Origin of the sequence: Microbacterium sp. 20-116 (genome assembly GCF_041079415.1) — a bacterium.
Lineage (GTDB): Bacteria > Actinomycetota > Actinomycetes > Actinomycetales > Microbacteriaceae > Microbacterium.
The window spans coordinates 539,089-560,909 of record NZ_JBFYGP010000002.1; the positions used below are offsets into that span (position 1 = coordinate 539,089).

Genomic DNA, 21,821 nt, shown 5'->3' on the forward strand with positions numbered 1-21,821 from the left:
CCGTCCTCGGCGGGATGTCGGCGAGCCCGCGCGCGCTTTTCGTTTCGCGATCGGCGCTTTCCGCGCGATGTCGGAGGTCGATCGTATCTTCGACCCACAGGGATTGAGGTCATCGAACAGATGTTCTAACCTGTGGGAGTGAGGGCGATCGTGAGAGACCAGGTACAGGCCGTACCCGATATCCATGCGCTGCGCGATCGCCTCGAGCGCATGCAGGGGCGCCGCATGGACGCCCCCGTCCTGCCGACGCACCCGGCGTTCTCGTCGTTGCTACCCGGTGGGGGCCTGCGGCCGGGGTCGGCGTACGCGCTGACCCGCTCGGCCTCTCTTCTGCTGGCGCTCATGGCCCGTCCCTCCCAAGACGGGGCGTGGTGCGGGGTGATCGGCATGCCCGAGCTCGGCGCCGAGGCCGCAGAGAAGTACGGTCTCGATCTCGACCGTCTCGTGTTCATCCCCGATCCGGGTCCCCGGTGGCTGGCCGTGACGGCGACGATCACCGAGGTGCTCCCCGTGGTGGCCGTGCGCCCTCCCTCGGGATCGACGGCCGCGCGCGGGGGTGCCGAGACCACGCGACTGGCCGCTCGCCTGCGCGATCGCGGGTCGGTGCTGCTCGTGCAGGGAGCCTGGCCCCAGGCCGAGGCCGTGATCGACGTGGCCGACCCCCGATGGTCGGGGCTCGGCCAGGGGCACGGGTATCTGGCTGGTCGCGAACTGACCGTGTCGGTGACCAGCCGCCGTTCGCCGAACCCCCGGCGCGCCCGCATGCTGCTGCCCGCGGCCGACGGGTCGATCGAGCTGCTGGGCGCTCCGGCCGAGCGTCTGGTTCCGCGCGAGCGCACCGCGTTCCCGGTGCGGGCGGTGGGGTGATGCAGGCCCCGACGCGCAGCCTCGTGCTGTGGTTCCCCGACTGGCCCATCACGGCGTTCGTGAGCGAGGCCGTCAGTCCTCCTCGACCGGATGCCGCGGTGGCGGTTTTCGCGCACAACCTCGTCATCGCGTGCTCGTGGGCGGCTCGCGCACAGGGCGTACGCCGCGGGCAGAAGCGCCGTGACGCGCAGGCGTTGTGCCCCGGGCTGCAGGTGGTGCCGGCCGACCCGGTACGGGACGTGCGGGCGTTCGCCCCGGTGGTCGCCCGGATCGAGGAGCGCGCGCCCGGGGTGCATGTCGTGCGGCCGGGGCTCTGCGCTCTTCGGGCGCGGGGGCCGGCGCGGTACTACGGCGGCGAACTCGAGGCGGCTCGGATGCTGATCCGTCAGCTCGACGACGACGGGTTCGCCGGCGTGCGTGCGAGCGTCGCCGACGGGGTGTTCACCGCCGAGCAGGCCGCTCGTTCGGCTGCGGCCGACGACCCCGTCCGCATCGTCGAACCCGGCGAGGCCGGAGCTTTCCTCGCGCCCCTCTCGATCGCGACCCTCGACGACGACGAGTTCGGCAGCCTGCTGTCGCGGTTGGGCGTGCACACCCTGGGAGAGCTGGCCGGGCTCTCGGTCGAACGAGTACGAGAGCGTTTCGGCGAGAGGGGCGTGCGCCTGCACGCGCTCGCCGGGGGACTCGATTCCCAACCGGTCCAGCCGCGCACACCCCCGCCCGAGTTGCACCGCGATGTCGCGTTCGAACCACCGCTCGAGCTCGCCGACCAGATCGCGTTCGGCATGCGCGTGGCCGCCGAGGAGTTCATCGCCCAGCTCGGTGCGCACGACCTCGTCTGCACGGAGCTGCGGGTCGTGCTCTCGGGGGAGCGGGGCGAGCGCAGTGAGCGCGTATGGCTGCACCCCGGCTCGTTCGACGCCGCCGGGGTGGTCGACCGCGTGCGTTGGCAGCTCGCCGAAGATGCCCAGGGCATCTTCGGCAGCGGTGTCGCGGGCGTGCACATCGAGCCCGAGGCCGTCGACGCCGCAGCGCACCACGCCAAGGGGCTGTTCGGGGCCGGACCCGACGAGCGTGTGCACCACGCGCTCTCGCGCGTGCAGGCCATGCTCGGACACCGCGCAGTCGTGACCCCGACGATCGGCGGCGGGCGCTGGCTCGCCGAGCGCCAGGTGCTCGTGCCGTGGGGTGATCGTGCGGTCACCGACAAGGTGCGGACGCGGCCGTGGCCCGGTAGCCTCCCCGACCCCCTGCCCGCCACCGTCTATCCCGAACCGCGTCTGGTGGGAGTCACCGACATCGCGGGGGCTCCGGTCACGGTGGGCGAGCGCGACGTCTTGAGCGCTCCGCCCGCCGTTCTCGAGACCGCGGGGCAGCGACGCCGCATCAGCGAGTGGGCGGGCCCCTGGCCGATCAGCGAGCGGGGGTGGGACGCCTTGCGCGCGCGCAAGGCGCACCGGTTCCAGGTGGTGGACGCCGATGGGGGTGCGTGGCTCCTGGTGGTCGAAGAGGGCGAGTGGCGAGCGGAGGGGCGGTATGACTGAGAACCGACCCGACTTCGTCCTCGGGGTCAGGGCGCGCTGATGGGGTGGACCAATCCTCCCGTGAAGTGGTCGGAGCTCGAGCGCCTGCTCAGCGACGCCCGCCGTCCTACCAGCGCCCCGCCGAACGGTGACGGCGGCGACAGTCCGGCGTGGTCGCACAAGCGCGGCGCCTACGTACCGCCCTCGATCGAGCGACCGGCCGACACCGTGCCCTATGCCGAACTGCACGCGCACTCGTCGTACTCGTTCCTCGACGGTGCGTCCTCTCCCGAAGAGCTCGTCGAAGAGGCCGAGCGACTGGGCCTGCACGCTCTTGCTCTGACGGACCACGACGGCTTCTACGGGATCGTGCGATTCGCCGAGGCGGCCGAGCAGAGGGCGGTGCACACCGTCTTCGGTGCGGAGCTCTCGCTCGGGCTCACCGGTCCCCAGAACGGTGAAGCCGACCCGATGGGTTCGCACCTCCTCGTCCTCGCCCGTCAGGAAGAGGGCTACCACCGTCTCGCCGCGGCCATCACCCACGCCCAGCTCACCGGCGCCGAGAAAGGGCGACCTGTCTACGACCTCGAGGACCTCGCCGAGCGCGCCGGAGGACCGAGCGACCCGCAGTGGGCGGTGCTGACCGGATGCCGAAAGGGGGCGGTGCGTCAGGCTCTCGCCTTCGAGGGTCCGACCGGAGCCGCGCGTGAGCTTGACACCCTCGTCGCCCTGTTCGGCGCGGAGGCCGTCTACGTCGAACTGACGGATCACGGCGACCCGCTCGACTCCCGCCGCAACGATGTACTCGCCGGCCTCGCCGCCGAGCGGGGCCTGCCGATCCTCGCCACCAACAACGTGCACTACGCCGCTCCGCAGAAAGAGCTGCTCGCGGCCGCCGTCGCCGCGGTGCGGGCGAACCGCGGCCTCGACGAGCTCGACGGCTGGCTCCCGGCCCACGCCGGGGCGCACCTGCGCTCGGGGGTGGAGATGGCGGCGCGGTTCCGGCGGTATCCGGGAGCGGTGGCCCGCACGGTCGAGCTCGCCGATGAGATCGCCTTCCCGCTGCGTCGGGCCAAGCCCGCCCTGCCGAAGCAGACGGTGCCCGAGGGGCACACCCCCATGTCGTGGCTGCGGCACCTGGTGTGGGAGGCCGTCCCGCGGAAGTACCCCAACCTGTCCGACGACGACCGGCGCCGCATCGAGCGCGAACTGGGTGTCATCGAGATGAAGGACTTCCCGGGCTACTTCCTCATCGTCTACGGCATCGTCGCCGAAGCGCGTCGGCGCGGCATCCTGTGCCAGGGGCGCGGCTCGGCGGCCAACAGCGCGGTCTGCTATCTGCTCGACATCACCGCGGTCGACTCGATCTTCTACAAGCTGCCGTTCGAGCGGTTCCTGTCGAGCCTGCGCGACGAAGAGCCCGATATCGACGTCGACTTCGATTCCGACCGCCGGGAAGAGATCATCCAGTGGGTCTATGGCGAGTACGGGCGGGAGCGAGCGGCCCAGGTGGCGAACGTCATCCAGTACCGACCGAAGAACGCCGTGCGCGACATGGCCCGGGCACTCGGGCACTCCCCGGGGCAGCAGGACGCCTGGTCGAAGCAGGTCGAGCGGTGGGGGGCGACGCTCGAGACCGGAGCCGACCACGACATCCCCGACCAGGTCATCGAGTTCGCGTCGGAGCTGCTGAAGGCACCGCGGCACCTCGGCATCCACTCGGGCGGCATGGTGCTCACCGACCGCCCGGTGGGCGAGGTCGTTCCCATCGAGCACGCGCGCATGGAGAACCGCACGGTGATCCAGTGGGACAAAGACGACGCCGCCTGGATGGGGCTGGTCAAGTTCGACCTGCTGGGCCTCGGCATGCTCGCGGCGCTGCAGTACTGCTTCGACCTCATCCGCGGGGCGACGGGCGAGAACTGGGAGCTGTCGACACTGCCCAAGGAAGAGAAGGCGGTGTACGACATGCTGTGCCGAGCCGACTCGATCGGGGTGTTCCAGGTGGAGTCGCGCGCCCAGATGGGCCTCTTGCCTCGACTGCAGCCGCGGAAGTTCTACGACCTCGTGGTGCAGATCGCCCTCATCCGTCCCGGGCCCATCCAGGGCGGGGCCGTCCATCCGTTCGTGCGTCGCAAGCTCGGACAGGAGGCGATCACCTACGTGCACCCCAAGCTCGAGCCGGTGCTCGAGCGCACGATGGGGGTGCCGGTGTTCCAAGAACAGCTCATGCAGATGGCCGTCGCCATCGGCAACTGCTCCGCCGAAGACGCCGACCTGCTTCGCCGGGCCATGGGCTCCAAGCGTGGGCTCGAGCGCATCGACTCCCTCCGCGAGACGCTGTACGCGGGCATGGCCGAGAACGGTCTGGTGGGGCAGGTCGCCGACGAGCTCTATGCCAAGGTCCAGGCGTTCGCCAACTTCGGTTTCGCCGAGTCGCACTCGCTGTCATTCGCTCTGCTGGTCTACGCCAGTTCCTGGATCAAGCTGCACTACCCGGCGGCGTTCCTCGCCGGTCTCTTGCGCGCGCAGCCCATGGGGTTCTACTCACCCGCCACGCTCACCGCCGACGCCCGCCGCCACGGGGTGCAGGTGCGTCGACCCGACCTCCTGCGTTCGGGAGTCGAGGCCACCCTCGAGAGAGCCGATGACACGCCGGGAAGGACCGGAACAGAGCGGGCGGATGCCGTGGGCCCGGCGGCGGAGACGGGATCGGAGCCCCATCCGGCAAGAGGTGTACCGACCGGGCTCGACGCGTGCGCGCACGCGGTTCAACCGCCGACGGGGGAGTTCGACCCTTCCGAAGCCGACGAGACGCGCGCTCATCGCCGCGACGGGGGATTCGCCGTGCGTCTCGGGCTGGCCGGGGTCACCGGAATCGGTGCCACGGTCGCCGAGCGCATCGTCACCGAGAGAGAGGCCAACGGGGACTACCGCGATCTGCGCGACCTCGTTCGCCGTACGGGGATGGTGACCGCGCAGCTCGAGGCCCTCGCCACGGCCGGCGCATTCGAGTGCCTCGGGCACACGCGGCGCGAGGCGATCTGGCTGTCGGGCTCGGCCGCTCTGGACCGCCCGGAGTTTCTTCCCGACTCGCTGGTGGCCGTGCAGCCGCCCTTGTTCACCGATCCGTCGAGCTATGAGATCCTCGCGTCCGACCTCTGGGCGACGGGGCTGTCGGCCGACGACCACCCGCTCACCCACTTCCGCGCCGCTCTCGATGCCCGCGGGGTGCTGACCTCGCGCGAGTTGCGCACCTGCGAAACCGATCGGCGTATCGAGGTGGCCGGACTCGTCACCCACCGGCAACGGCCGGCGACGGCATCCGGGATCACGTTCCTCAACCTCGAAGACGAGCACGGGTTGATGAACATCATCTGCTCTGTCGGCGTGTGGAACAGATACCGCCGGATCGCACGTGAATCACCCGCTCTCATCGTGCGGGGGATGCTCGAACGCTCGGTCGAGGGAGTGACAAATGTGATCGCCGACGGGTTCACCGATCTCCGGGTGGGCGTGGCGCACGCGTCGCGAGACTTCCGATGACGTCGGATGCCATCACTAGACTCGGGCCATCTCGCCCGGTTCCGCACCTGACAGGGGAAACGACATGACTGACACTCCCACTCCGCCCGACGGCTGGTATCCCGACCCCGCGGGGGGCGGTGGTCTACGCCGCTGGAACGGCACGAGCTGGACCGATGAGGTACGTTCCGCGGGCGGCGAGCCGGCCGCGCCGAGCGAAACCGAACAGCACGCTGCCGCTGACTCCGGGGCGGGATCGCGCACCGGTGAAGAGTCCGCCGCGTCCCCCGGGTCCGCGCTCGCCGAGGCATTCTCGTCGGCTGACGGTTCCACGTCTGCAGACCAGTCCGCGGCGGGCCACAGCCCCGCGGAGGGACTCGATAGCGACTCCCCGTCCGGTGGTGCGAACGCCACCGGGTCGTCGCACGACATCTCGGCGAGCCTCGACCCGCACGACGGTCCCGCAGCCGTGACCCCGGCAGGGGCCGCATCTACCGCAACCGGCACGAGAGTCCCGCCCGTGACGCCGCCCGCCGCTCCCGTCGCTCCTCCCGAGGCCCCGGCGTACACGTCGGCTCCGGCGTTCCCGAGCGCCCCGTCGTACCCCGCCGCTCCGGCGTACGGTGCGGGTGCGGCCGCCGCAGGTGCGGGTTACGGCGCGACTCCCGGCTACCCGAGCGCACCTCCGGTGACCTACGACACCGCCGCCCCCCGCCGCGACATCAAGACCAACACCGTGTGGGTGTGGCTGATGGTCTTCCTGCCGCTGCTCAGCCTGCTCGGCGTGGTCATCTTCGACTGGTCGTCGTACTTCCGTGACGCCTTCTACGCCGGCGTGTACTCGTACGATTCGGGTCCCGCGTCGATGGCCGGCACCAACGCGGCGACCGCACTCATCACCGTGGTGACGTCGGTCGTGAGCATCGTGGTTTCGGCGCTCACGGTGCTGTTCGCCTTCCTCGACTGGCGTCAGCTGCGCGCACGCGGCGTCGATCGCCCGTTCCACTGGGCTTTCAGCTTCTTCGTGCTGGCCATCGGCTCGGGGCTGGTGTACATCATCGGCCGCGGCGTCATCCTGCGCCGCCGCACCGGTTCGGGGCTCGCCCCGATCTGGGCGTCCATTGCGGTCAACGTCGCCGTGGTCATCGCGTTCATCGTCTGGATCGTCGTGCTGGTGTCACAGATGACGGCGCTCATCAGCGAGTTCTCCAGCAGCTACGGCTACTGACGCGAAGGGGGTGCTGCCGATCGATTCGGTGGTGCCCCCTTCTCTTCGACGATGACGTTGCGTGACGTTATGTTCCGCTCCGCGACATCGTCGCCCGAGGCCTCTTTCGGCTGGCATACGCTCCTCGAACCGATGCCCGATGTCGGTACCGCCGGGGAGGCCACGCATGTCCACACCATCCATCGCTCAGCAGGTCGACGACTTCAACGTCGGCTTCGAATCACAGATTGGCGATCGCCTCGCCGCGGTCTTCTCCGGGGAGCAGAGCGAGCTTCGCGCCGCCGGTGTGCCGGACGGCGCGCTCGGAGAGGGCGACACGGCTCCGGACGCCGATCTGCTGACCGCCGACGGCGCGGCGGTCTCGTTCTCGTCCGTCCTCGACGACGCCGCGACCGTCGTCGTCTTCTACCGCGGCGCGTGGTGCCCGTACTGCAACATCACCCTGCGTACCTACCAGCAGGACCTCCTGCCGGCGCTCGAAGAACGAGGGGCGCAGCTCGTGGCGATCTCACCCCAGACCGCCGACGGCACCGCGCAGAGCCAGGGCAACAACAGCCTCGATTTCACGGTTCTGTCCGATCCGGGCAACGTCCTGGCCGACCGGTTCGGAATCGTCACGGAACCGAGTGCGCACGCCCAAGAAGCGCACACGGAGCTCGGATTCGCCGTCTCGGACAGCAACGCAGACGCGACGGCGCGCGTGCCCTTCCCCTCGGTGTACGTGATCGATCGAACCGGACGCATCCGTTTCGCGGATGTCCACGTCGATTACACCTCGCGTACCGAAGTCACCGACATCGTCGGAGCCGTCGACCGCCTCGGCGACAACTGATCGTCGCCGTCCGCCGGGGCGTCGGGCCTCGGCGGGCGGCTTGCGACCGCTCCCTCAGCGGCGGCGCACCGCCAGAACAGCGTCGAGCACAGCGTGCGCCGTGTCGTCCTTCGAGCCCGACGTGATCGCGACGATCTCGCCCGCGGCATCCACGATCGTCAGCGCATTGCCCGTCGTCTCGAAACCGCGCGTCCAGCCCACGGCATTCGCGGCCAGAAGATCGACTCCCTTGCGGTCCGCCTTCACACGAGCCCGCTCGAGGAGTTCCGCGTCGTCGGCGACCGTCTCGGCGGCGAAAGCGACGATCGTCTGCCCCACCCGCCGTGCGGACACGAGCCCCGCGACGATGTCACGGTTTTCGCGCAGTTCGAGGACGAGGCCGTCGGGGGAGTCCTGCTTGCGGAGCTTGTGCTCCGACACCGCGGCGACGGAGTAATCCGCCACCGCCGCGGCCATGACGATGACATCGGCGTCGGGTGCCACGGCATCCATCGCCTGTCCGAGTTCGTCAGCGGTGCCCGCGGCGATCACCTCGACGCGAGCGTCGGGACGGACGTCGGCGTCGAGATGGGCGGCGACGAGTGTCACACGTGCGCCGCGATCGGCAGCGGCTCGCGCGATCGCCACCCCCTGCCGTCCGCTCGAGCGATTGCCGAGGAAGCGCACGGGGTCGATGGGCTCGCGCGTGCCCCCGGCACTCACGACGATCGAGAGTCCGTCGAGGTCACGGGGTCGTTCGACCAGAGCGAGGGCGACGGCGACGATCTCCTCGGGCTCCGACATGCGCCCCGGGCCTGAGTCGCCGCCGGTGAGGACGCCGTCGGCGGGTCCGACCACGTGCACGCCGCGAGCGCGCAGCACGTTCATGTTGTGCTCGGTGGCCGGATGCCGCCACATCTCCGTGTGCATCGCGGGGGCGACGACCACCGGGGCGGTCGTCGCGAGCAGGGTCGTGCCGAGCAGGTCGGACGCCAATCCCGCCGTCATCGCGGCGAGGGTGTTCGCGGTCGCGGGTGCCACGATCACGAGATCGGCGGACTGGCCCAGGGCGACATGTCGGACGCGCGCGACGTCGTCGTGCACGGAGGTCGTCACCGGGTTGCGACTGAGCGCCTCCCAGGTGGGCAGGCCGACGAAGCGCAGAGCGTCTTCGGTGGGGATGACGTGCACGTCGTGTCCCGCCTTCACGAGGAGGCGCACGAGGCTCACGGTCTTGTAGGCGGCGATGCCCCCGGTCACTCCGACGACGACGAACATCGTCACAGTCTTCCAGGTCGGCGTCCGCGACGGGTGCAGGCGGTGCGACGAGAACAGGGACAATGACCAGAACAGGGGGGTTCGGAGTCGAAGGGCCCGTTCCCGCGCCGCGTCTGTTCTCCTGACGGACGCCGGCACCCTCGGACCTGCCCGACGCCTGCCTCGCGAGGGTAGCGTGGGGGCAATGTGCACCGTCGTGATCGACGTCCCCACCGCTCCCGGCGAACCCGTGCGGGTGCTCGCCGTCCGCGACGAGGACCGCGACCGCCCCTGGCGCGGCATCGGACCCTGGTGGCCCGAGCGCGACGGCATCGTGGGCGTGCGAGACGACCGCGCCGGCGGTGCCTGGCTCGCAGTCGATCCGACCGCTCGGCGGCTGGCGGTGCTGCTCAATCGCGAGGACCTCTCCGACCGCCGCGACGATGAGGTCGTCAGCCGTGGCAGCGTTCCCCTCGACGCGGTGGGGGCCGGCATCCCGAACCGTCCCGCCACCCGCGGCTTCAATCTCGTGGAGGTGGATGCCACGGGCGCGCACCTGGTGGAGTGGGACGGCCTTGTCTCGCGTCGCACGCCGCTGACCCCCGGCACGCACATGGTCGCCCACCACGCCGTCGACGACTCGGGCACCCCCCGTATCGCCCGCTGGCTCGACGCCTTCCGCGGGGCGGGCCTTGCTGCCGGAGACGACTGGTGGATGCCATGGCTCGGCGTGATCGAGAGGGCCACGCACGAACCCGAGGCGTCTGTCCTGCGCCGGGACGCGCATGACGGGCTCGTGCTCGAGTCGCTCCTGGTCTGCGTCGCGAGCATCGGCCCCGACGGGGTGGATCTGCGCGAGGCGACGCTCGCGGAGCCGGGGCGGTGGGATGCCGGCCTCGTCGACGCCCTGCGTGAGAGCGTTCCGCTCGCGCGTCCGTCCGGCGCCGCGCGCGCGGAAGCGTCGCAGTAGGCTGGGGTGATCCCGCCTCCGTAGCTCAGGGGATAGAGCGCCGCACTCCTAACGCGGGCGTCGCAGGTTCGAATCCTGTCGGGGGCACACCGAGGGGACACGCTCGACAGGGTCGTGTTCTCGTCGCGATCGCACTCAAGCGAGCGGCGTCATGGGCTCATGACGCCCAGCGTGCGAGATGACCGTGCTGGTGGCCTCCGAGATGCGGCCGCGTGTACGCGGCGCCGCGGACGCGGACGAGGTGGTGCTCGACGAAGGCACGGAGCATCTCGACCGTGACCGCCAACTCTTCGGCGACCTCGCCGGTGCTTAGCCCGATCGATTCGAGCCGCGCGTAGTGAGCGGGGGCGACGAGCAGGGCGGCCGCGTACGCATCGGCCGCGGCCTCGGCGGCGGGATCGTCGCGCCCTTGGTGACCGTGGAACGCATGACCGAGCTCGGGCGCGAGGACGCACGCGCGCTTGATGGGGGTGAGGCCGAAGTGGGAGACCACGGGCTCGTGGCTTTCTTGACGTACTCGGACGAGGTGCACCCCACTGCCAGGCTCGTTGCATCCTTGGGGAAGTAGCCGATGAGCTAACGCCGCGCCGGGCCAGCATCGAACGTCATCGAGCGCAGCACCTTGCAGCCGCGCACCTCGACCGTGCGGACGATCGCGATTCGCTTGTTCTTGTCGAAGATGAGGCCCCCGGCTCGAGGGAGCGCTGCAGCTGTGACACGGGCAACCACACGTGCACCATGCGAATGATCACATGAGCCGACGGGGTGTGAACGCTCGCCCATAGCGGCAATGTGAGGTGAGCGCCGTTGCCTCGGGAGACGCCTTCTGCCATGATTACTGAACGATCGGTCGGAAAACCTCGCGGGTGAGGTGGACGGGCCCCGCCAGAGTCGGCGGGGGAGAGGGTGGCGATGGCGGACGCGTTTCTCATCGGAGGTGTGCGCACCCCGGTCGGACGGTACGGCGGGGCTCTGGCATCCGTTCGTCCCGACGATCTGGCGGCGCTGGTGGTCGGCGAAGCGGTGGCTCGCGCGGGCGTTCCCGTCGAGGCCGTCGACGAGGTCATCCTCGGTGCGGCGAACCAGGCCGGCGAAGACAATCGCAACGTCGCCCGCATGGCCGTTCTGCTCGCGGGGCTTCCCGACAGCATCCCGGGGCTCACCGTCAACCGCCTCTGCGCCTCGGGAATGAGCGCGATCGCGCTCGCCGCTCAGGCGATCCGCGCGGGCGATGCCGAGGTGATCGTCGCGGGCGGCGTGGAGTCGATGACCCGTGCTCCCTGGGTGCAGGCGAAGCCCGAGAAGCCGTGGGCGAAGCCCGGGGCGGCCTTCGACACGTCGATCGGCTGGCGCTTCACCAACCCGCGCCTCGCCGCGCGCGACAAGGCCACCTTCGCCATGCCCGAAACGGCCGAAGAGGTCGCCCGCGTCGACGGCGTCTCGCGCTCCGACGCGGACGCCTTCGCACTGCGCAGCCACCAGCGGGCGATCCAGGCTCAGGATGCCGGTCGCTTCCGCGCCGAGATCGTGGCCGTCGAGACCGCCCGGGGCGTGATCGACACCGACGAGGGTCCGCGTCGCGACACCTCGCTCGATGCGCTCGCGCGACTCCGACCCGTCGTCAAGGGCGGCGAGGTCGTGACGGCGGGCAACTCCAGCTCGCTCAACGACGGGGCGTCCGCGATCGTCGTGGCCAGCGCCGCCGCCGTCGAACGGTTCGGACTGCGTCCGCGCGCGCGGATCGTCGCGCATGCCTCCGCCGCGCTGGCGCCCGAGGTCATGGGGCTCGGTCCCGTGCCCGCGACCGAGAAGGCTCTCGCCAAGGCGGGGCTGTCGGCATCCGCTCTGGGAGCCGTCGAACTCAACGAGGCCTTCGCGTCGCAGTCGATCGCGTGCGTGCGGCGACTCGGGCTCGACCCCGAGATCGTCAACGCCGACGGCGGGGCGATCGCGCTGGGTCACCCCCTGGGGTCGAGCGGCTCGCGGTTGATCGTGACGCTGCTCGGCCGCCTGGAACGCGAGGACGCGCGGTACGGCCTCGCGACGATGTGCGTCGGGGTGGGGCAGGGCACGGCGATGATCCTGGAGCGGGCCCATGGCTGAGTCGCCCCTGGCCAGGGGGCGGGAGGCTTCGCCGGGTTCCGACGCCGATGCGTCAGGCTCGCCCGCCCGGCTCCGCATCGACGCCCGCGACGACCGTGTCGTCGCCACCCTCGACAGACCCGACCGCCGCAATGCGATCGATCAGGCGATGGTCGACGAGCTGCACGCCCTCTGTGCGGACCTCGAGGAGCGTCCGCGCATCCTCATCCTCACCGGAGCCGGCGGCATCTTCGCCGCGGGGGCCGACATCGCCCAGCTCCGCGACCGCACGGGCGACGACGCCCGCCGCGGGATCAACGCCACGGTGTTCGATCGCATCCGCCGCCTGCCCATGCCCGTGGTCGCCGCCGTCGACGGATTCGCGCTGGGCGGGGGAGCCGAGCTCGCCTACGCCGCCGACATCCGCCTGGGGACACCTCGCGTGCGCTTCGGCAACCCCGAACCGGGTCTCGGCATCATCGCCGCGGCGGGAGCCTCGTGGCGCCTGCCCGAGATCGTCGGACACGCCCGCGCGAGCGAGCTGCTGCTCACCGCCCGCGTGATCGACGCCGACGAAGCGCTCGCCTGGGGGCTGCTCTCGAGCATCCACGAGCCCCAGGATCTGCTCGACTCCGCTCACGCGGTCGCCGACCGGATCGCCGCGAACTCCGCACGCGCGACGATCCTCACCAAGCGTGCCCTGCTCGCCCCGCGCAACGCGCACCCCGCCATCGACGGCGAGCTGCAGGCCGAGCTGTTCGACAGCGCGGACAAGTACGCCCGCATGACCGCGTTCCTCGAGAGGAAGAAGAGATGACCTCCCCCGTTACCGCCACGGTCCGAGACACGCCATCCGTTCCCGTCGTCGTCGGTGTGCTCGGCGGAGGCCGCATGGGGGCCGGCATCGCCCACGCGTTCCTGATCGCGGGAGCCCGCGTGCACGTCGTCGAGCGCGATGCGGAAACCGCCGCCCAGGCGCGGGGCCGCGTCGAGGCCGCTCTCGCCCGCTCGGCAGCGCGGGGCACGCGGCTTCCAGATGCCGACGCCCTCACGACCGGCACCGACACCGACGCGTTCGCCGAGGCGGGCCTCGTGATCGAGGCCGTCCCCGAGGACCGCGCTCTCAAGCTCGACGCCCTCGCGCGCATCGAGGAGACCGTGCGCGGCGAGGCGGTCGTGGCATCCAACACCTCCTCCATCTCGATCGACGCGCTCGCCGCGTCGCTCCGACGCCCTCAGCGCTTCCTCGGCCTGCACTTCTTCAACCCCGTGCCGGCATCGGCGCTGGTCGAGGTCGTGACGGGTGCCGACACCGCGCCCGAGGTTGTGACGCGCGCGACCCGATGGGTGGAGGCCATCGGCAAGACCGCTGTCGTCGTGCGCGATGCGCCGGGCTTCGCGTCGAGCCGCCTCGGGGTCGCCCTGGGCCTCGAGGCCATCCGCATGCTCGAAGAGGGCGTCGCCTCGGCGCGAGACATCGATACCGCGATGGAGCTGGGGTACCGGCATCCGATGGGCCCCCTCCGCACCACCGACGTCGTCGGGCTCGATGTGCGCCTGGGCATCGCCGAGGAGCTCGAGCGCGCGTACGGCGCGCGCTTCACCCCGCCCGCCTTGCTGCGCGATCTCGTCGCCCAGGGGCACCTGGGCCGAAAGACCGGCCGCGGATTCTACGAATGGAGCGAATGATGACGTTTCTCCCCAGCTATGTGAACGGCCACTGGTGGGCCCCCGAAGGCGACCCGGATGCCGCGATCGTCCGCGACGCGTCGACGGGCGTCGAGATCGTGCGCATCAGCACGACGGGTCTCGACCTCGCCGCCGCCGTCGCGTACGCCCGCGAGACCGGTCAGAAGAGCCTCGGCGCCCTCACCTTCCACGAGCGCGCGATGGTGCTGAAGAACCTCGCCATCGCGTTGAACGAGCGTCGCGAGGAGCTCTACGTCCTGTCGGAGCGCTCCGGCTCGACGCGTCGCGACTCCCTCAGCGACGTCGACGGCGGCATCGGGGTGCTCTTCACCTTCTCGTCGAAGGCGCGGCGGGAGCTCCCCGCCGGCAGGGTCGTGCTCGACGGTCCGATCGAGCCCCTGTCGAAGGACGGCACGTTCCTCGGGAGGCACGTCTACACGCGTCTGCCGGGAGTCGCGGTGCAGATCAACGCCTTCAACTTCCCGATGTGGGGCGCGCTCGAGAAGTTCGCGCCCGCCTTCCTCGCCGGCCTTCCCACGATCGTCAAGCCCGCGACCCCCACGGCCTACATCGCCGAGGCGTGGGTGCGCATCGTCGTCGAGACCGGCCTGCTTCCCGAGGGCTCGCTGCAGCTGGTGAGCGGCAGCGTCCCGGGTCTGTTCGATCTGCTCGACCTCGGCGACACCGTCGGCTTCACCGGCAGCGCCTCGACCGCCGAGCGGCTGCGCGCCCAGGCCAAGCCCGGTGTGCGCTTCACGAGCGAGACCGACTCGATCAATGCTTCGATCCTCGGTCCCGACGCCGTGCCCGGCACCCCCGAGTTCGACGCGTACGTCAAGCAACTGCTCGTCGAACTGACCACCAAGGCGGGCCAGAAGTGCACCGCGATCCGCCGCGCGATCGTGCCGGTGGGGACCACGGATGCCGTGGCGCAGGCGCTGCGCGACAGGATCGCCGAGCGCGTGGTCATCGGAGATCCGCGCGCCGAGGGCGTGACGATGGGCCCGGTCGTCTCGATCGAGCAGCGCGACGAGGTGCTGCGCCAGGTTCGCGCCCTCGCAGACGCCGGCGGTCGCTTCGTCGTCGGTTCGGCGGAGGCACCTTCGGGGGTGCCCGCCGATGGCGCCTTCCTGCAGCCCATGCTCCTCGCCTTCGCGGATGCCGCGACACCGGCCGTCAACGACATCGAGGCCTTCGGTCCCGTCGCCAGCATCGTCGAGTACGCCGACGTCGCCGAGGCGGCCGAGATCGTCGGTCGCGGCGGCGGCTCGCTCGTCACGAGCGTCGCCACCCACGACCCCGACGTCGCCACCGAACTGCTCACGCGCATGGGGGCGATGAACGGCCGTGTGCTGTTCCTCGACCGCGACGACGCCCGCACCTCCACCGGGCATGGGGCACCCGTCCCGCACCTCGTCCACGGCGGGCCCGGTCGCGCCGGCGGCGGCGAGGAGCTCGGCGGCATCCGCTCGGTGCTCCACTACATGCAGCGCACGGCGATCCAGGGCTCGCCCCGCATGCTCACCGCGTTGACCGGGGTGTGGCATCCGGGAGCCGACACCGACACCGCGGGGGCGCACCCCTTCCGCAAACCCCTCGCCGACCTTCGGATCGGGGATGCCGTGGAGTCGGTCGAGCGCGAAGTCACCCTCGACGACATCGAGGTCTTCGCGAACTTCACCGGCGACACGTTCTACGCGCACATGGACGAGGAGTCGGCCGCGGCCAACCCCTTCTTCCCGGGGCGGGTCGCGCACGGCTACCTGCTCGTGTCGTGGGCGGCGGGACTGTTCGTCGATCCGGCGCCGGGTCCGGTGCTCGCCAACTCCGGGCTCGAGAACCTGCGCTTCGTCACCCCCGTCTCACCCGGAGACCGCATCCGCGTCGCCCTGACGGCGAAGCAGATCACCCCACGCGAGACCGACGACTACGGCGAGGTGCGCTGGGACGCCGTGATCCGCAACCAGCACGACGAGATCGTCGCGCAGTACGACGTGCTGACGCTCGTGGCGAAGACATGGCAGCCTGCTCCCGCGGCGGTGCTCGCATGAGCCTGCGGCCGATGATGCAACGCGATCAGGCATCGGCCATGCTCGGCATGGTCGTCGAGCACGACGCGCCGGGGGAGTCGCGGGTGTCGATGACCGTGCGCGACGACATGCTCAACGGCTTCGCCATCACCCACGGCGGGCTCGTCTTCACCCTCGCCGACACGGCGTTCGCGATCGCGTGCAACGAGGACGAGCGCGTCACCGTCGCCGGTGGGGCGGACATCACGTTCCTGAAGTCGACGACGTCCGGGCAGACGCTCACGGCGACCGCCGCGCGGCGCGCCCGGAGCGGCCGGACCGGCCTGTACGACATCCGCGTCACCGACGAGAGCGGCGACCTGGTCGCGGAGGTACGCGGCCGGAGCATCACGACGGATCGGCGCCCGCCGGCGCCCGCCGCCGCACCCTCAGCGATTCACACAAGCTCAGCGCCACACGCCGCGACCGCGACTGAGGATGTGCAGATCGCTAAGGGTGCGCGCGCGACTGACCCCCACCCCGCGCGCGCGACCGACCCCCACTCCGCGCGCGCGACCGACCCCCGCACACCCCACGACCCCGCCCCCGAGCGCAACGCCGCGCTCTCCACCACGGAGGTGTCCCGATGACCATGACCGTTTCCTCGCGCCCCGGCCTTCTGGCATCCGTCGACCCGGCCGGCATCGCGCTCGAGAACCTGCGCGCGCTGCAGCTCGAGCGCCTGCAGTGGACGGTCCGCCACGCCTACGAGAACGTCGCCCTGTACCGGCACAAGTTCGACGAGGCGGGTGTGCACCCCGACGACATCCGCAGCCTCGACGACATCCGCCTGCTGCCCTTCACGACCAAGGCCGACCTGCGCGAGACGTATCCCTTCGGCATGTTCGCGGTGCCGATGGCGGACGTTCGCCGCATCCACGCCTCGTCGGGCACGACCGGGCGCCCCACGGTCGTCGGCTACACCGGCGGCGACCTCGACCGCTGGGCCGACCTCGTCGCGCGCTCGCTGTCTGCCGCCGGCATCCGCCCCGGCGATCGCGTCCACAACGCCTACGGGTACGGGTTGTTCACCGGCGGCCTCGGCGCGCACGCGGGCATCGAACGCCTCGGCGCGACGGTCATTCCGATGTCGGGTGGGCAGACGGCACGCCAGGCGCAGCTCATCCAGGACTTCGCACCCGATGCCATCCTCTGCACGCCCAGTTACCTCTTGACCATCGCGGACGCGCTCGAGTCCGCGGGCATCGACCCGCGCTCGACGTCGCTTCGGGTCGCCGTCCTCGGGGCCGAACCGTGGACCAACGAGATGCGCCGCGAGATCGAGCGTCGTCTCGACCTCACCGCCGTCGACATCTACGGCCTGAGCGAGGTGATGGGCCCGGGTGTGGCATCCGAGAGTGCGCTCACCAAGGACGGCCCGCACATCTGGGAGGACCACTTCCTCCCCGAGACGATCGACGGCGATACGGGGGAGCCCGTGGCCGATGGCGGTCTCGGCGAACTGGTCTTCACCTCCCTCACCAAGGAGGCGTTCCCGGTCATCCGCTACCGCACGCGCGATCTCACCCGCCTGCAGCCCGGCACCGCGTTCCCGGCCATGCGCCGCATCGAGAAGATCACCGGACGCAACGACGACATGATCATCCTGCGCGGGGTGAATCTCTTCCCGACGCAGATCGAGGAGATCGTGCTCGGCATCGAGAAGCTCACCCCGCACTTCGTGCTCGAGCTGCGCCGCGAGGGGCGGATGGATGCCATGACCGTCCGCATCGAGAGGCACCCGGCCCTGGAGCGCGAGGTGTGCGAGGCGGCGGGCGTCGTGCTGCGGCAGCGCATCAAGGTGCTCATCGGCACGAGCGTCGACGTCTGTGTCGAGGAGCCCGGTGTCCTCCCGCGCAGCGAGGGGAAGTACAAGCGGGTGTACGACCTGCGCTGAGGGCGACGACCGCCGAAGACGTGGCGCATCGTCGGGACCGCACCCGGTCGATCTGGTGCGGGCCCGACGAACACGCGCGCCCGGTCCTAGGCTCGCGCGCGCATGGCGCCGCCGAGATCGGGGTTCGGGGTCACGCCCGTTGCGGTCCGCGACCCCCTCGGCTACAGTTTTACTGAACGATCGGTCTGTAAAAGGAGTCGACGATGACGATGACCGCACCCCCCACGGATGCTCTGGACGGCGAGGCGATGTTCGACGCCCTCATCGAGGCCGACGGCCGGATCGAACCGCGGGACTGGATGCCGGACGGCTACCGTCGCACGCTCATCCGGCAGATCTCGCAGCACGCGCACTCCGAAATCATCGGGATGCAGCCGGAGGGGGCGTGGATCACCCGCGCCCCGAGCCTCAAGCGCAAGTCGATCTTGCTCGCGAAGGTGCAGGACGAGGCGGGGCACGGCCTCTACCTCTACTCCGCCGCGCAGACCCTCGGCATCACGCGCGACGAGATGACGCAGCAGCTCGTCGACGGCAAGGCGCGCTACTCCTCGATCTTCAACTACCCGACCCCGACCTGGGCGGACATGGGAGCGATCGGCTGGCTCGTCGACGGCGCCGCGATCTGCAATCAGGTGCCCCTGTGCCGCGCCTCGTACGGTCCGTACGGCCGCGCCATGGTGCGCATCTGCAAGGAGGAGTCGTTCCACCAGCGCCAGGGGTTCGAGATCCTGCTCACCCTCATGCAGGGCACCGACGAGCAGCGTCGGATGGCGCAGGATGCCGTCGACCGCTGGTACTGGCCGAGCCTGATGATGTTCGGGCCCCCGGACGACGATTCGCCCAACTCGGCGCAGTCGATGGCGTGGAACATCAAGCGGTTCAGCAACGACGTCCTGCGCCAGCGGTTCGTCTCGATGCTGGTGCCGCAGGCGGCGGTGCTGGGGGTGACCCTGCCCGACCCCGAGCTGCGGTTCAACGACGAGACGGGCGAGTACGACATGGGCGAGATCGACTGGACCGAGTTCCACGAGGTGCTCGCGGGCCGCGGCCCCCTCAACACGATGCGTCGCCAGCACCGACGCGATGCCCACGAAGAGGGCGCGTGGGTGCGCGAGGCGGCCGCGGCGTACGCGGCGAAGAAGAACGCGAAGGCGGCCGCCTGATGGCCACCCCCGGCGGGACCCCCGCTGAGACCTGGCCGCTCTGGGAGGTCTTCGTGCGCGCGAACCGCGGCCTCAGCCACGTGCACGTCGGCTCGCTCCACGCACCCGATGCAGAACTCGCCGTCCGCAACGCCCGCGACCTGTACACCCGTCGCGGTGAGGGTGTGTCGGTCTGGGTCGTGCCCTCGGATGCCGTGACCACCAGCGACCCCGGAGCCAAGGGCGCGTTCTTCGAGTCGCCGGCCGGGAAGAACTACCGGCACGCGGTGTACTACACCGCGTCCGAGGGGGTGCCGCACCTGTGAGCACTTCGACCGATGCCGACCCGCACGGCGACGTCGCCCTCGACGCCCGCGAGCTCTCGGCCGAGTTCGCCGGGGGAGAGGCCCGCGCCACCGACCCCGACGTGGCGGCGTACGCCCTGAGCCTCGGCGACGACGCGCTGATCCTCGCGCAGAACCTCTGTGGGTGGGTCGCCCGGGCCCCCGAGCTCGAAGAAGACGTGGCCCTCGGCAACATCGCCCTCGACCTGCTCGGTCACGCGCGCTCGCTCCTGCGCTACGCGGGATCATACGACGGTCGCAGCGAAGACGATCTCGCCTATTGGCGCGACGAGTCGGAGTTCCGTAGCGCCTGGCTGTTCGAGCTCCCCAACGGCGACTTCGCGCACACGATCGCCCGCCAGCTGTTGGCATCCACCTATCTTCTCGAGCTGTACCGAGAGCTCGCGGCATCCGCGGATCCTGTTCTCGCCGCCGTCGCGGCAAAGGCCGAGAAAGAGGTCGACTACCACCGCGACCACGCCGTGCAGTGGACGCTGCGCCTGGCCGGGGGCACCGAGGAGTCTCGGCGCCGGTTCCTCGTCGGCCTCGACGACGCGTGGCCGTACCTCGACGAGCTGTTCCGCGACCAGCCCGTGCACGACCGCCTCGACGGCGTCGCCGTGCGCCCCTCGACCCTGCGCGCTCGTGTCGACGACGTCCTCGCCGCCGTGCTGGCGGAAGAGGACGTGGCCGTGCCGACGGTTCCCGGCTCCTCCGCCGGCGGTCGTCGCGGCCTCCACCATCCCGCGTTCGGTCCGCTCCTCGCCGAGATGCAGGTGCTCGCTCGCCGCCACCCGGGAGCGACGTGGTGACCGCGACGCTCGAGCACGCCCGCGAGGTGGTCGCCGCCGTCGTCGATCCCGAAGTGCCGGTGCTGACGATCGACGACCTCGGCGTGCTCCGCGACGTGCGTCTCGACGGCGGCACCGTCACCGTCACGATCACGCCGACCTACTCGGGCTGCCCCGCGGTCGACGCGATCCGCGACGACATCGTGCTGGCCCTCACCTCGGCCGGCTTCGACCGTGCTGTCGTGCAGACGACGCTCAGCCCCGCATGGACGACCGACTGGATGAGCGACGCCGGAAAGCGCAAGCTCACCGAGTACGGCATCGCCCCGCCCACCGGGCGCGCGCCGGCCGGACCCATCCGGCTCACGCTCAGCGTCGCCTGCCCCCGTTGCGGCTCGCTCGATACGCGGGAAGTCTCGCGCTTCGGCTCCACCTCGTGCAAGGCGCTGTGGGAATGCCGAGCCTGCCTCGAACCCTTCGACCACTTCAAGGCCCTCTGATGACGATGACGGATGCCGAGACCCCGGCCGCCGCGCGCACCCGCGCACGCTTTCACACCTTGCGTGTCGCGGACGTGCGGCCCCTCACCCCCACGGCGATCGAGGTGACCTTCGCCGTCCCCGGTGAGCTCGCCGCCGCGTTCGACTACGCCCCCGGGCAGTACGTGGCACTGCGCGCCGTCGTCGACGGAGAGGAACTGCGCCGTTCGTACTCGATCTGCCGGCCGCCGGCGCAGGGGAGCGTCAGCGTCGGCATCAAGCGCGACCCCGACGGACGCTTCTCGACCTGGGCGCACGAGCGCCTGCGCCCCGGCGACGAGATCGAGGTCATGAGCCCGTCGGGCGCCTTCGTCTCGAAGGTCTCGACCTCGACGGGGCACGTGGTCGCGATCGCCGCCGGCTCCGGAATCACCCCGATCATGGCGCTCGCGGCCAGCGTGCTCGAGCGTTCCGCCGACGCGCGCATGACGATCGTGTACGCCAACCGGTCCTCGACCGACGTCATGTTCGTCGACGAGCTCGCCGACCTCAAAGACCGCTACCCCTCGCGTCTCACGCTGCATCACGTGCTCTCGCGCGAGCAGCGCGCGGCGCCCGTGTTCTCGGGGCGCATCGACCAGGAGCGGCTGCGCCTTATCCTGTCGCGGCTGATCGATCCGGCATCCGTCGACGAGTGGTTCCTGTGCGGACCCTTCGCGCTCGTCGAACTCTGCCGCGACACGCTCGCCGAGGTCGGTGTCGCGCGCGAGCGCGTGCGATTCGAGCTGTTCACCGCGGGAGACGCAGACGCCCCCGCCCAGACCGGCGGAGCTCGCCCCGTGCGGGTCCGCGACGACGAGCCGGTGCGCTCGATCGACTTCACCCTCGACGGCCAGTCGGCCCGCGTCGACAGCCCCGTCGCGGCGAACGAGACGATCCTCGCCGCCGCCCTGCGCGTGCGCCCCGACGTCCCCTTCGCGTGCGCGGGCGGGGTGTGCGGCACCTGCCGCGCGCGGGTGATCGAGGGTGCGGTCACGATGACCGAGAACTACGCGCTCGAGCCCGATGAGATCGAGCGCGGCTACGTCCTCACCTGCCAGTCGCACCCGACCTCCGACGCCGTCCGCGTGGACTACGACGGGTGAGC

General features: G+C 70.8%; 19 protein-coding genes and 1 tRNA gene. 18 read left to right on the forward strand and 2 right to left on the reverse strand.

Features of this window, described 5'->3' with window-relative positions; translation table 11 throughout:
* Positions 1–210: 210 nt before the first annotated feature.
* The 5 genes from AB6V29_RS06615 to AB6V29_RS06635 all read left to right on the forward strand — a co-directional run bounded on the left by AB6V29_RS06615 (position 211) and on the right by AB6V29_RS06635 (position 7,975).
* A complete protein-coding gene (locus AB6V29_RS06615) occupies positions 211–867 on the forward strand; it encodes a hypothetical protein (protein ID WP_307317810.1) in 657 nt (218 codons plus the stop codon).
* Positions 867–2,411, forward strand: coding sequence for a DNA polymerase Y family protein (locus AB6V29_RS06620; protein ID WP_369357654.1), 1,545 nt, complete (start codon positions 867–869; stop codon positions 2,409–2,411). Before AB6V29_RS06615 ends, AB6V29_RS06620 begins: the two co-directional genes overlap by 1 nt.
* A 39-nt stretch (positions 2,412–2,450) precedes the next feature.
* Positions 2,451–5,936: an error-prone DNA polymerase gene (locus AB6V29_RS06625; protein ID WP_369357655.1), complete on the forward strand. Its 3,486-nt coding sequence runs from the start codon at positions 2,451–2,453 to the stop codon at positions 5,934–5,936.
* A gap of 64 nt (positions 5,937–6,000) precedes the next feature.
* Entirely contained in the window at positions 6,001–7,143 is a 1,143-nt protein-coding gene (locus tag AB6V29_RS06630) for a DUF2510 domain-containing protein (RefSeq protein WP_369357657.1), read from the forward strand.
* 166 nt (positions 7,144–7,309) lie between these two features.
* Positions 7,310–7,975, forward strand: a complete 666-nt coding sequence (locus tag AB6V29_RS06635; protein WP_369357659.1) for a peroxiredoxin-like family protein — start codon at positions 7,310–7,312, stop codon at positions 7,973–7,975.
* A 54-nt stretch (positions 7,976–8,029) separates the two neighbouring features.
* Here the strand turns inward: AB6V29_RS06635 and coaBC are convergent, their stop codons facing one another.
* On the reverse strand, positions 8,030–9,232 hold the full coding sequence (gene coaBC, locus AB6V29_RS06640; RefSeq protein WP_369357661.1) for a bifunctional phosphopantothenoylcysteine decarboxylase/phosphopantothenate--cysteine ligase CoaBC: 1,203 nt from the start codon (positions 9,230–9,232) through the stop codon (positions 8,030–8,032).
* Positions 9,233–9,416: 184 nt separating this feature from the next.
* On the opposite strand from coaBC, the gene AB6V29_RS06645 reads away from it, so the two are divergent.
* A complete protein-coding gene (locus tag AB6V29_RS06645) occupies positions 9,417–10,181 on the forward strand; it encodes an NRDE family protein (protein ID WP_369357662.1) in 765 nt (254 codons plus the stop codon).
* A gap of 14 nt (positions 10,182–10,195) precedes the next feature.
* A tRNA-Arg gene (locus tag AB6V29_RS06650) sits at positions 10,196–10,268 on the forward strand.
* A 70-nt stretch (positions 10,269–10,338) separates the two neighbouring features.
* Here the strand turns inward: AB6V29_RS06650 and AB6V29_RS06655 are convergent.
* Positions 10,339–10,674 (reverse strand): ImmA/IrrE family metallo-endopeptidase, encoded by a 336-nt coding sequence (locus AB6V29_RS06655; RefSeq protein ID WP_369357664.1) that lies wholly within the window; start codon positions 10,672–10,674, stop codon positions 10,339–10,341.
* 419 nt (positions 10,675–11,093) lie between these two features.
* On the opposite strand from AB6V29_RS06655, the gene AB6V29_RS06660 reads away from it, so the two are divergent.
* The 11 genes from AB6V29_RS06660 (at position 11,094) to paaE (ending at position 21,819) form a co-directional block, all read left to right on the forward strand.
* Positions 11,094–12,284 carry an acetyl-CoA C-acyltransferase gene (locus AB6V29_RS06660; protein WP_369357665.1) on the forward strand — a complete coding sequence of 397 codons (1,191 nt, stop codon included), beginning with the start codon at positions 11,094–11,096 and terminating at the stop codon, positions 12,282–12,284.
* Positions 12,277–13,080, forward strand: coding sequence for an enoyl-CoA hydratase/isomerase family protein (locus AB6V29_RS06665; RefSeq protein WP_369357667.1), 804 nt, complete (start codon positions 12,277–12,279; stop codon positions 13,078–13,080). Before AB6V29_RS06660 ends, AB6V29_RS06665 begins: the two co-directional genes overlap by 8 nt.
* Positions 13,077–13,952 carry a 3-hydroxyacyl-CoA dehydrogenase family protein gene (locus AB6V29_RS06670; RefSeq protein WP_369357668.1) on the forward strand — a complete coding sequence of 292 codons (876 nt, stop codon included), beginning with the start codon at positions 13,077–13,079 and terminating at the stop codon, positions 13,950–13,952. Before AB6V29_RS06665 ends, AB6V29_RS06670 begins: the two co-directional genes overlap by 4 nt.
* Positions 13,952–16,003 (forward strand): phenylacetic acid degradation bifunctional protein PaaZ, encoded by a 2,052-nt coding sequence (gene paaZ / locus AB6V29_RS06675; RefSeq protein ID WP_369357670.1) that lies wholly within the window; start codon positions 13,952–13,954, stop codon positions 16,001–16,003. Before AB6V29_RS06670 ends, paaZ begins: the two co-directional genes overlap by 1 nt.
* A gap of 11 nt (positions 16,004–16,014) precedes the next feature.
* On the forward strand, positions 16,015–16,611 hold the full coding sequence (gene paaI / locus AB6V29_RS06680) for a hydroxyphenylacetyl-CoA thioesterase PaaI (protein WP_369357671.1): 597 nt from the start codon (positions 16,015–16,017) through the stop codon (positions 16,609–16,611).
* 2 nt (positions 16,612–16,613) lie between these two features.
* Complete coding sequence (gene paaK / locus AB6V29_RS06685) at positions 16,614–17,918, forward strand: phenylacetate--CoA ligase PaaK (protein WP_307317990.1); 1,305 nt, start codon at positions 16,614–16,616, stop codon at positions 17,916–17,918.
* Between the two features lie 203 nt (positions 17,919–18,121).
* Positions 18,122–19,081, forward strand: a complete 960-nt coding sequence (gene paaA, locus AB6V29_RS06690; RefSeq protein WP_267787580.1) for a 1,2-phenylacetyl-CoA epoxidase subunit PaaA — start codon at positions 18,122–18,124, stop codon at positions 19,079–19,081.
* Complete coding sequence (paaB, locus tag AB6V29_RS06695) at positions 19,081–19,386, forward strand: 1,2-phenylacetyl-CoA epoxidase subunit PaaB (protein ID WP_307317776.1); 306 nt, start codon at positions 19,081–19,083, stop codon at positions 19,384–19,386. The genes paaA and paaB overlap by 1 nt, the downstream gene beginning before the upstream one ends.
* The gene (paaC, locus tag AB6V29_RS06700; protein ID WP_267787578.1) at positions 19,383–20,216 is read left to right on the forward strand and encodes a 1,2-phenylacetyl-CoA epoxidase subunit PaaC; all 834 of its coding nucleotides are present in this window, start codon (positions 19,383–19,385) and stop codon (positions 20,214–20,216) included. The genes paaB and paaC overlap by 4 nt, the downstream gene beginning before the upstream one ends.
* Complete coding sequence (paaD, locus tag AB6V29_RS06705) at positions 20,213–20,695, forward strand: 1,2-phenylacetyl-CoA epoxidase subunit PaaD (protein ID WP_267787577.1); 483 nt, start codon at positions 20,213–20,215, stop codon at positions 20,693–20,695. Before paaC ends, paaD begins: the two co-directional genes overlap by 4 nt.
* Entirely contained in the window at positions 20,695–21,819 is a 1,125-nt protein-coding gene (gene paaE, locus AB6V29_RS06710) for a 1,2-phenylacetyl-CoA epoxidase subunit PaaE (protein ID WP_369357674.1), read from the forward strand. Before paaD ends, paaE begins: the two co-directional genes overlap by 1 nt.
* Positions 21,820–21,821 lie beyond the last annotated feature (2 nt).

Excerpts from the sequence above, each read along its gene's own strand:
- AB6V29_RS06615 (WP_307317810.1), top strand. The coding sequence starts at position 211 with ATGCAGGGGCGCCGCATGGACGCCCCCGTCCTGCCGACGCACCCGGCG.
- AB6V29_RS06620 (WP_369357654.1), top strand. The coding sequence starts at position 867 with ATGCAGGCCCCGACGCGCAGCCTCGTGCTGTGGTTCCCCGACTGGCCC.
- AB6V29_RS06625 (WP_369357655.1), top strand. The coding sequence starts at position 2,451 with ATGGGGTGGACCAATCCTCCCGTGAAGTGGTCGGAGCTCGAGCGCCTG.
- AB6V29_RS06630 (WP_369357657.1), top strand. The coding sequence starts at position 6,001 with ATGACTGACACTCCCACTCCGCCCGACGGCTGGTATCCCGACCCCGCG.
- AB6V29_RS06635 (WP_369357659.1), top strand. The coding sequence starts at position 7,310 with ATGTCCACACCATCCATCGCTCAGCAGGTCGACGACTTCAACGTCGGC.
- coaBC (WP_369357661.1), bottom strand. The coding sequence starts at position 9,232 with ATGTTCGTCGTCGTCGGAGTGACCGGGGGCATCGCCGCCTACAAGACC.
- AB6V29_RS06645 (WP_369357662.1), top strand. The coding sequence starts at position 9,417 with ATGTGCACCGTCGTGATCGACGTCCCCACCGCTCCCGGCGAACCCGTG.
- AB6V29_RS06660 (WP_369357665.1), top strand. The coding sequence starts at position 11,094 with ATGGCGGACGCGTTTCTCATCGGAGGTGTGCGCACCCCGGTCGGACGG.
- AB6V29_RS06665 (WP_369357667.1), top strand. The coding sequence starts at position 12,277 with ATGGCTGAGTCGCCCCTGGCCAGGGGGCGGGAGGCTTCGCCGGGTTCC.
- AB6V29_RS06670 (WP_369357668.1), top strand. The coding sequence starts at position 13,077 with ATGACCTCCCCCGTTACCGCCACGGTCCGAGACACGCCATCCGTTCCC.
- paaZ (WP_369357670.1), top strand. The coding sequence starts at position 13,952 with ATGACGTTTCTCCCCAGCTATGTGAACGGCCACTGGTGGGCCCCCGAA.
- paaI (WP_369357671.1), top strand. The coding sequence starts at position 16,015 with ATGATGCAACGCGATCAGGCATCGGCCATGCTCGGCATGGTCGTCGAG.
- paaK (WP_307317990.1), top strand. The coding sequence starts at position 16,614 with ATGACCGTTTCCTCGCGCCCCGGCCTTCTGGCATCCGTCGACCCGGCC.
- paaA (WP_267787580.1), top strand. The coding sequence starts at position 18,122 with ATGACGATGACCGCACCCCCCACGGATGCTCTGGACGGCGAGGCGATG.
- paaB (WP_307317776.1), top strand. The coding sequence starts at position 19,081 with ATGGCCACCCCCGGCGGGACCCCCGCTGAGACCTGGCCGCTCTGGGAG.
- paaE (WP_369357674.1), top strand. The coding sequence starts at position 20,695 with ATGACGATGACGGATGCCGAGACCCCGGCCGCCGCGCGCACCCGCGCA.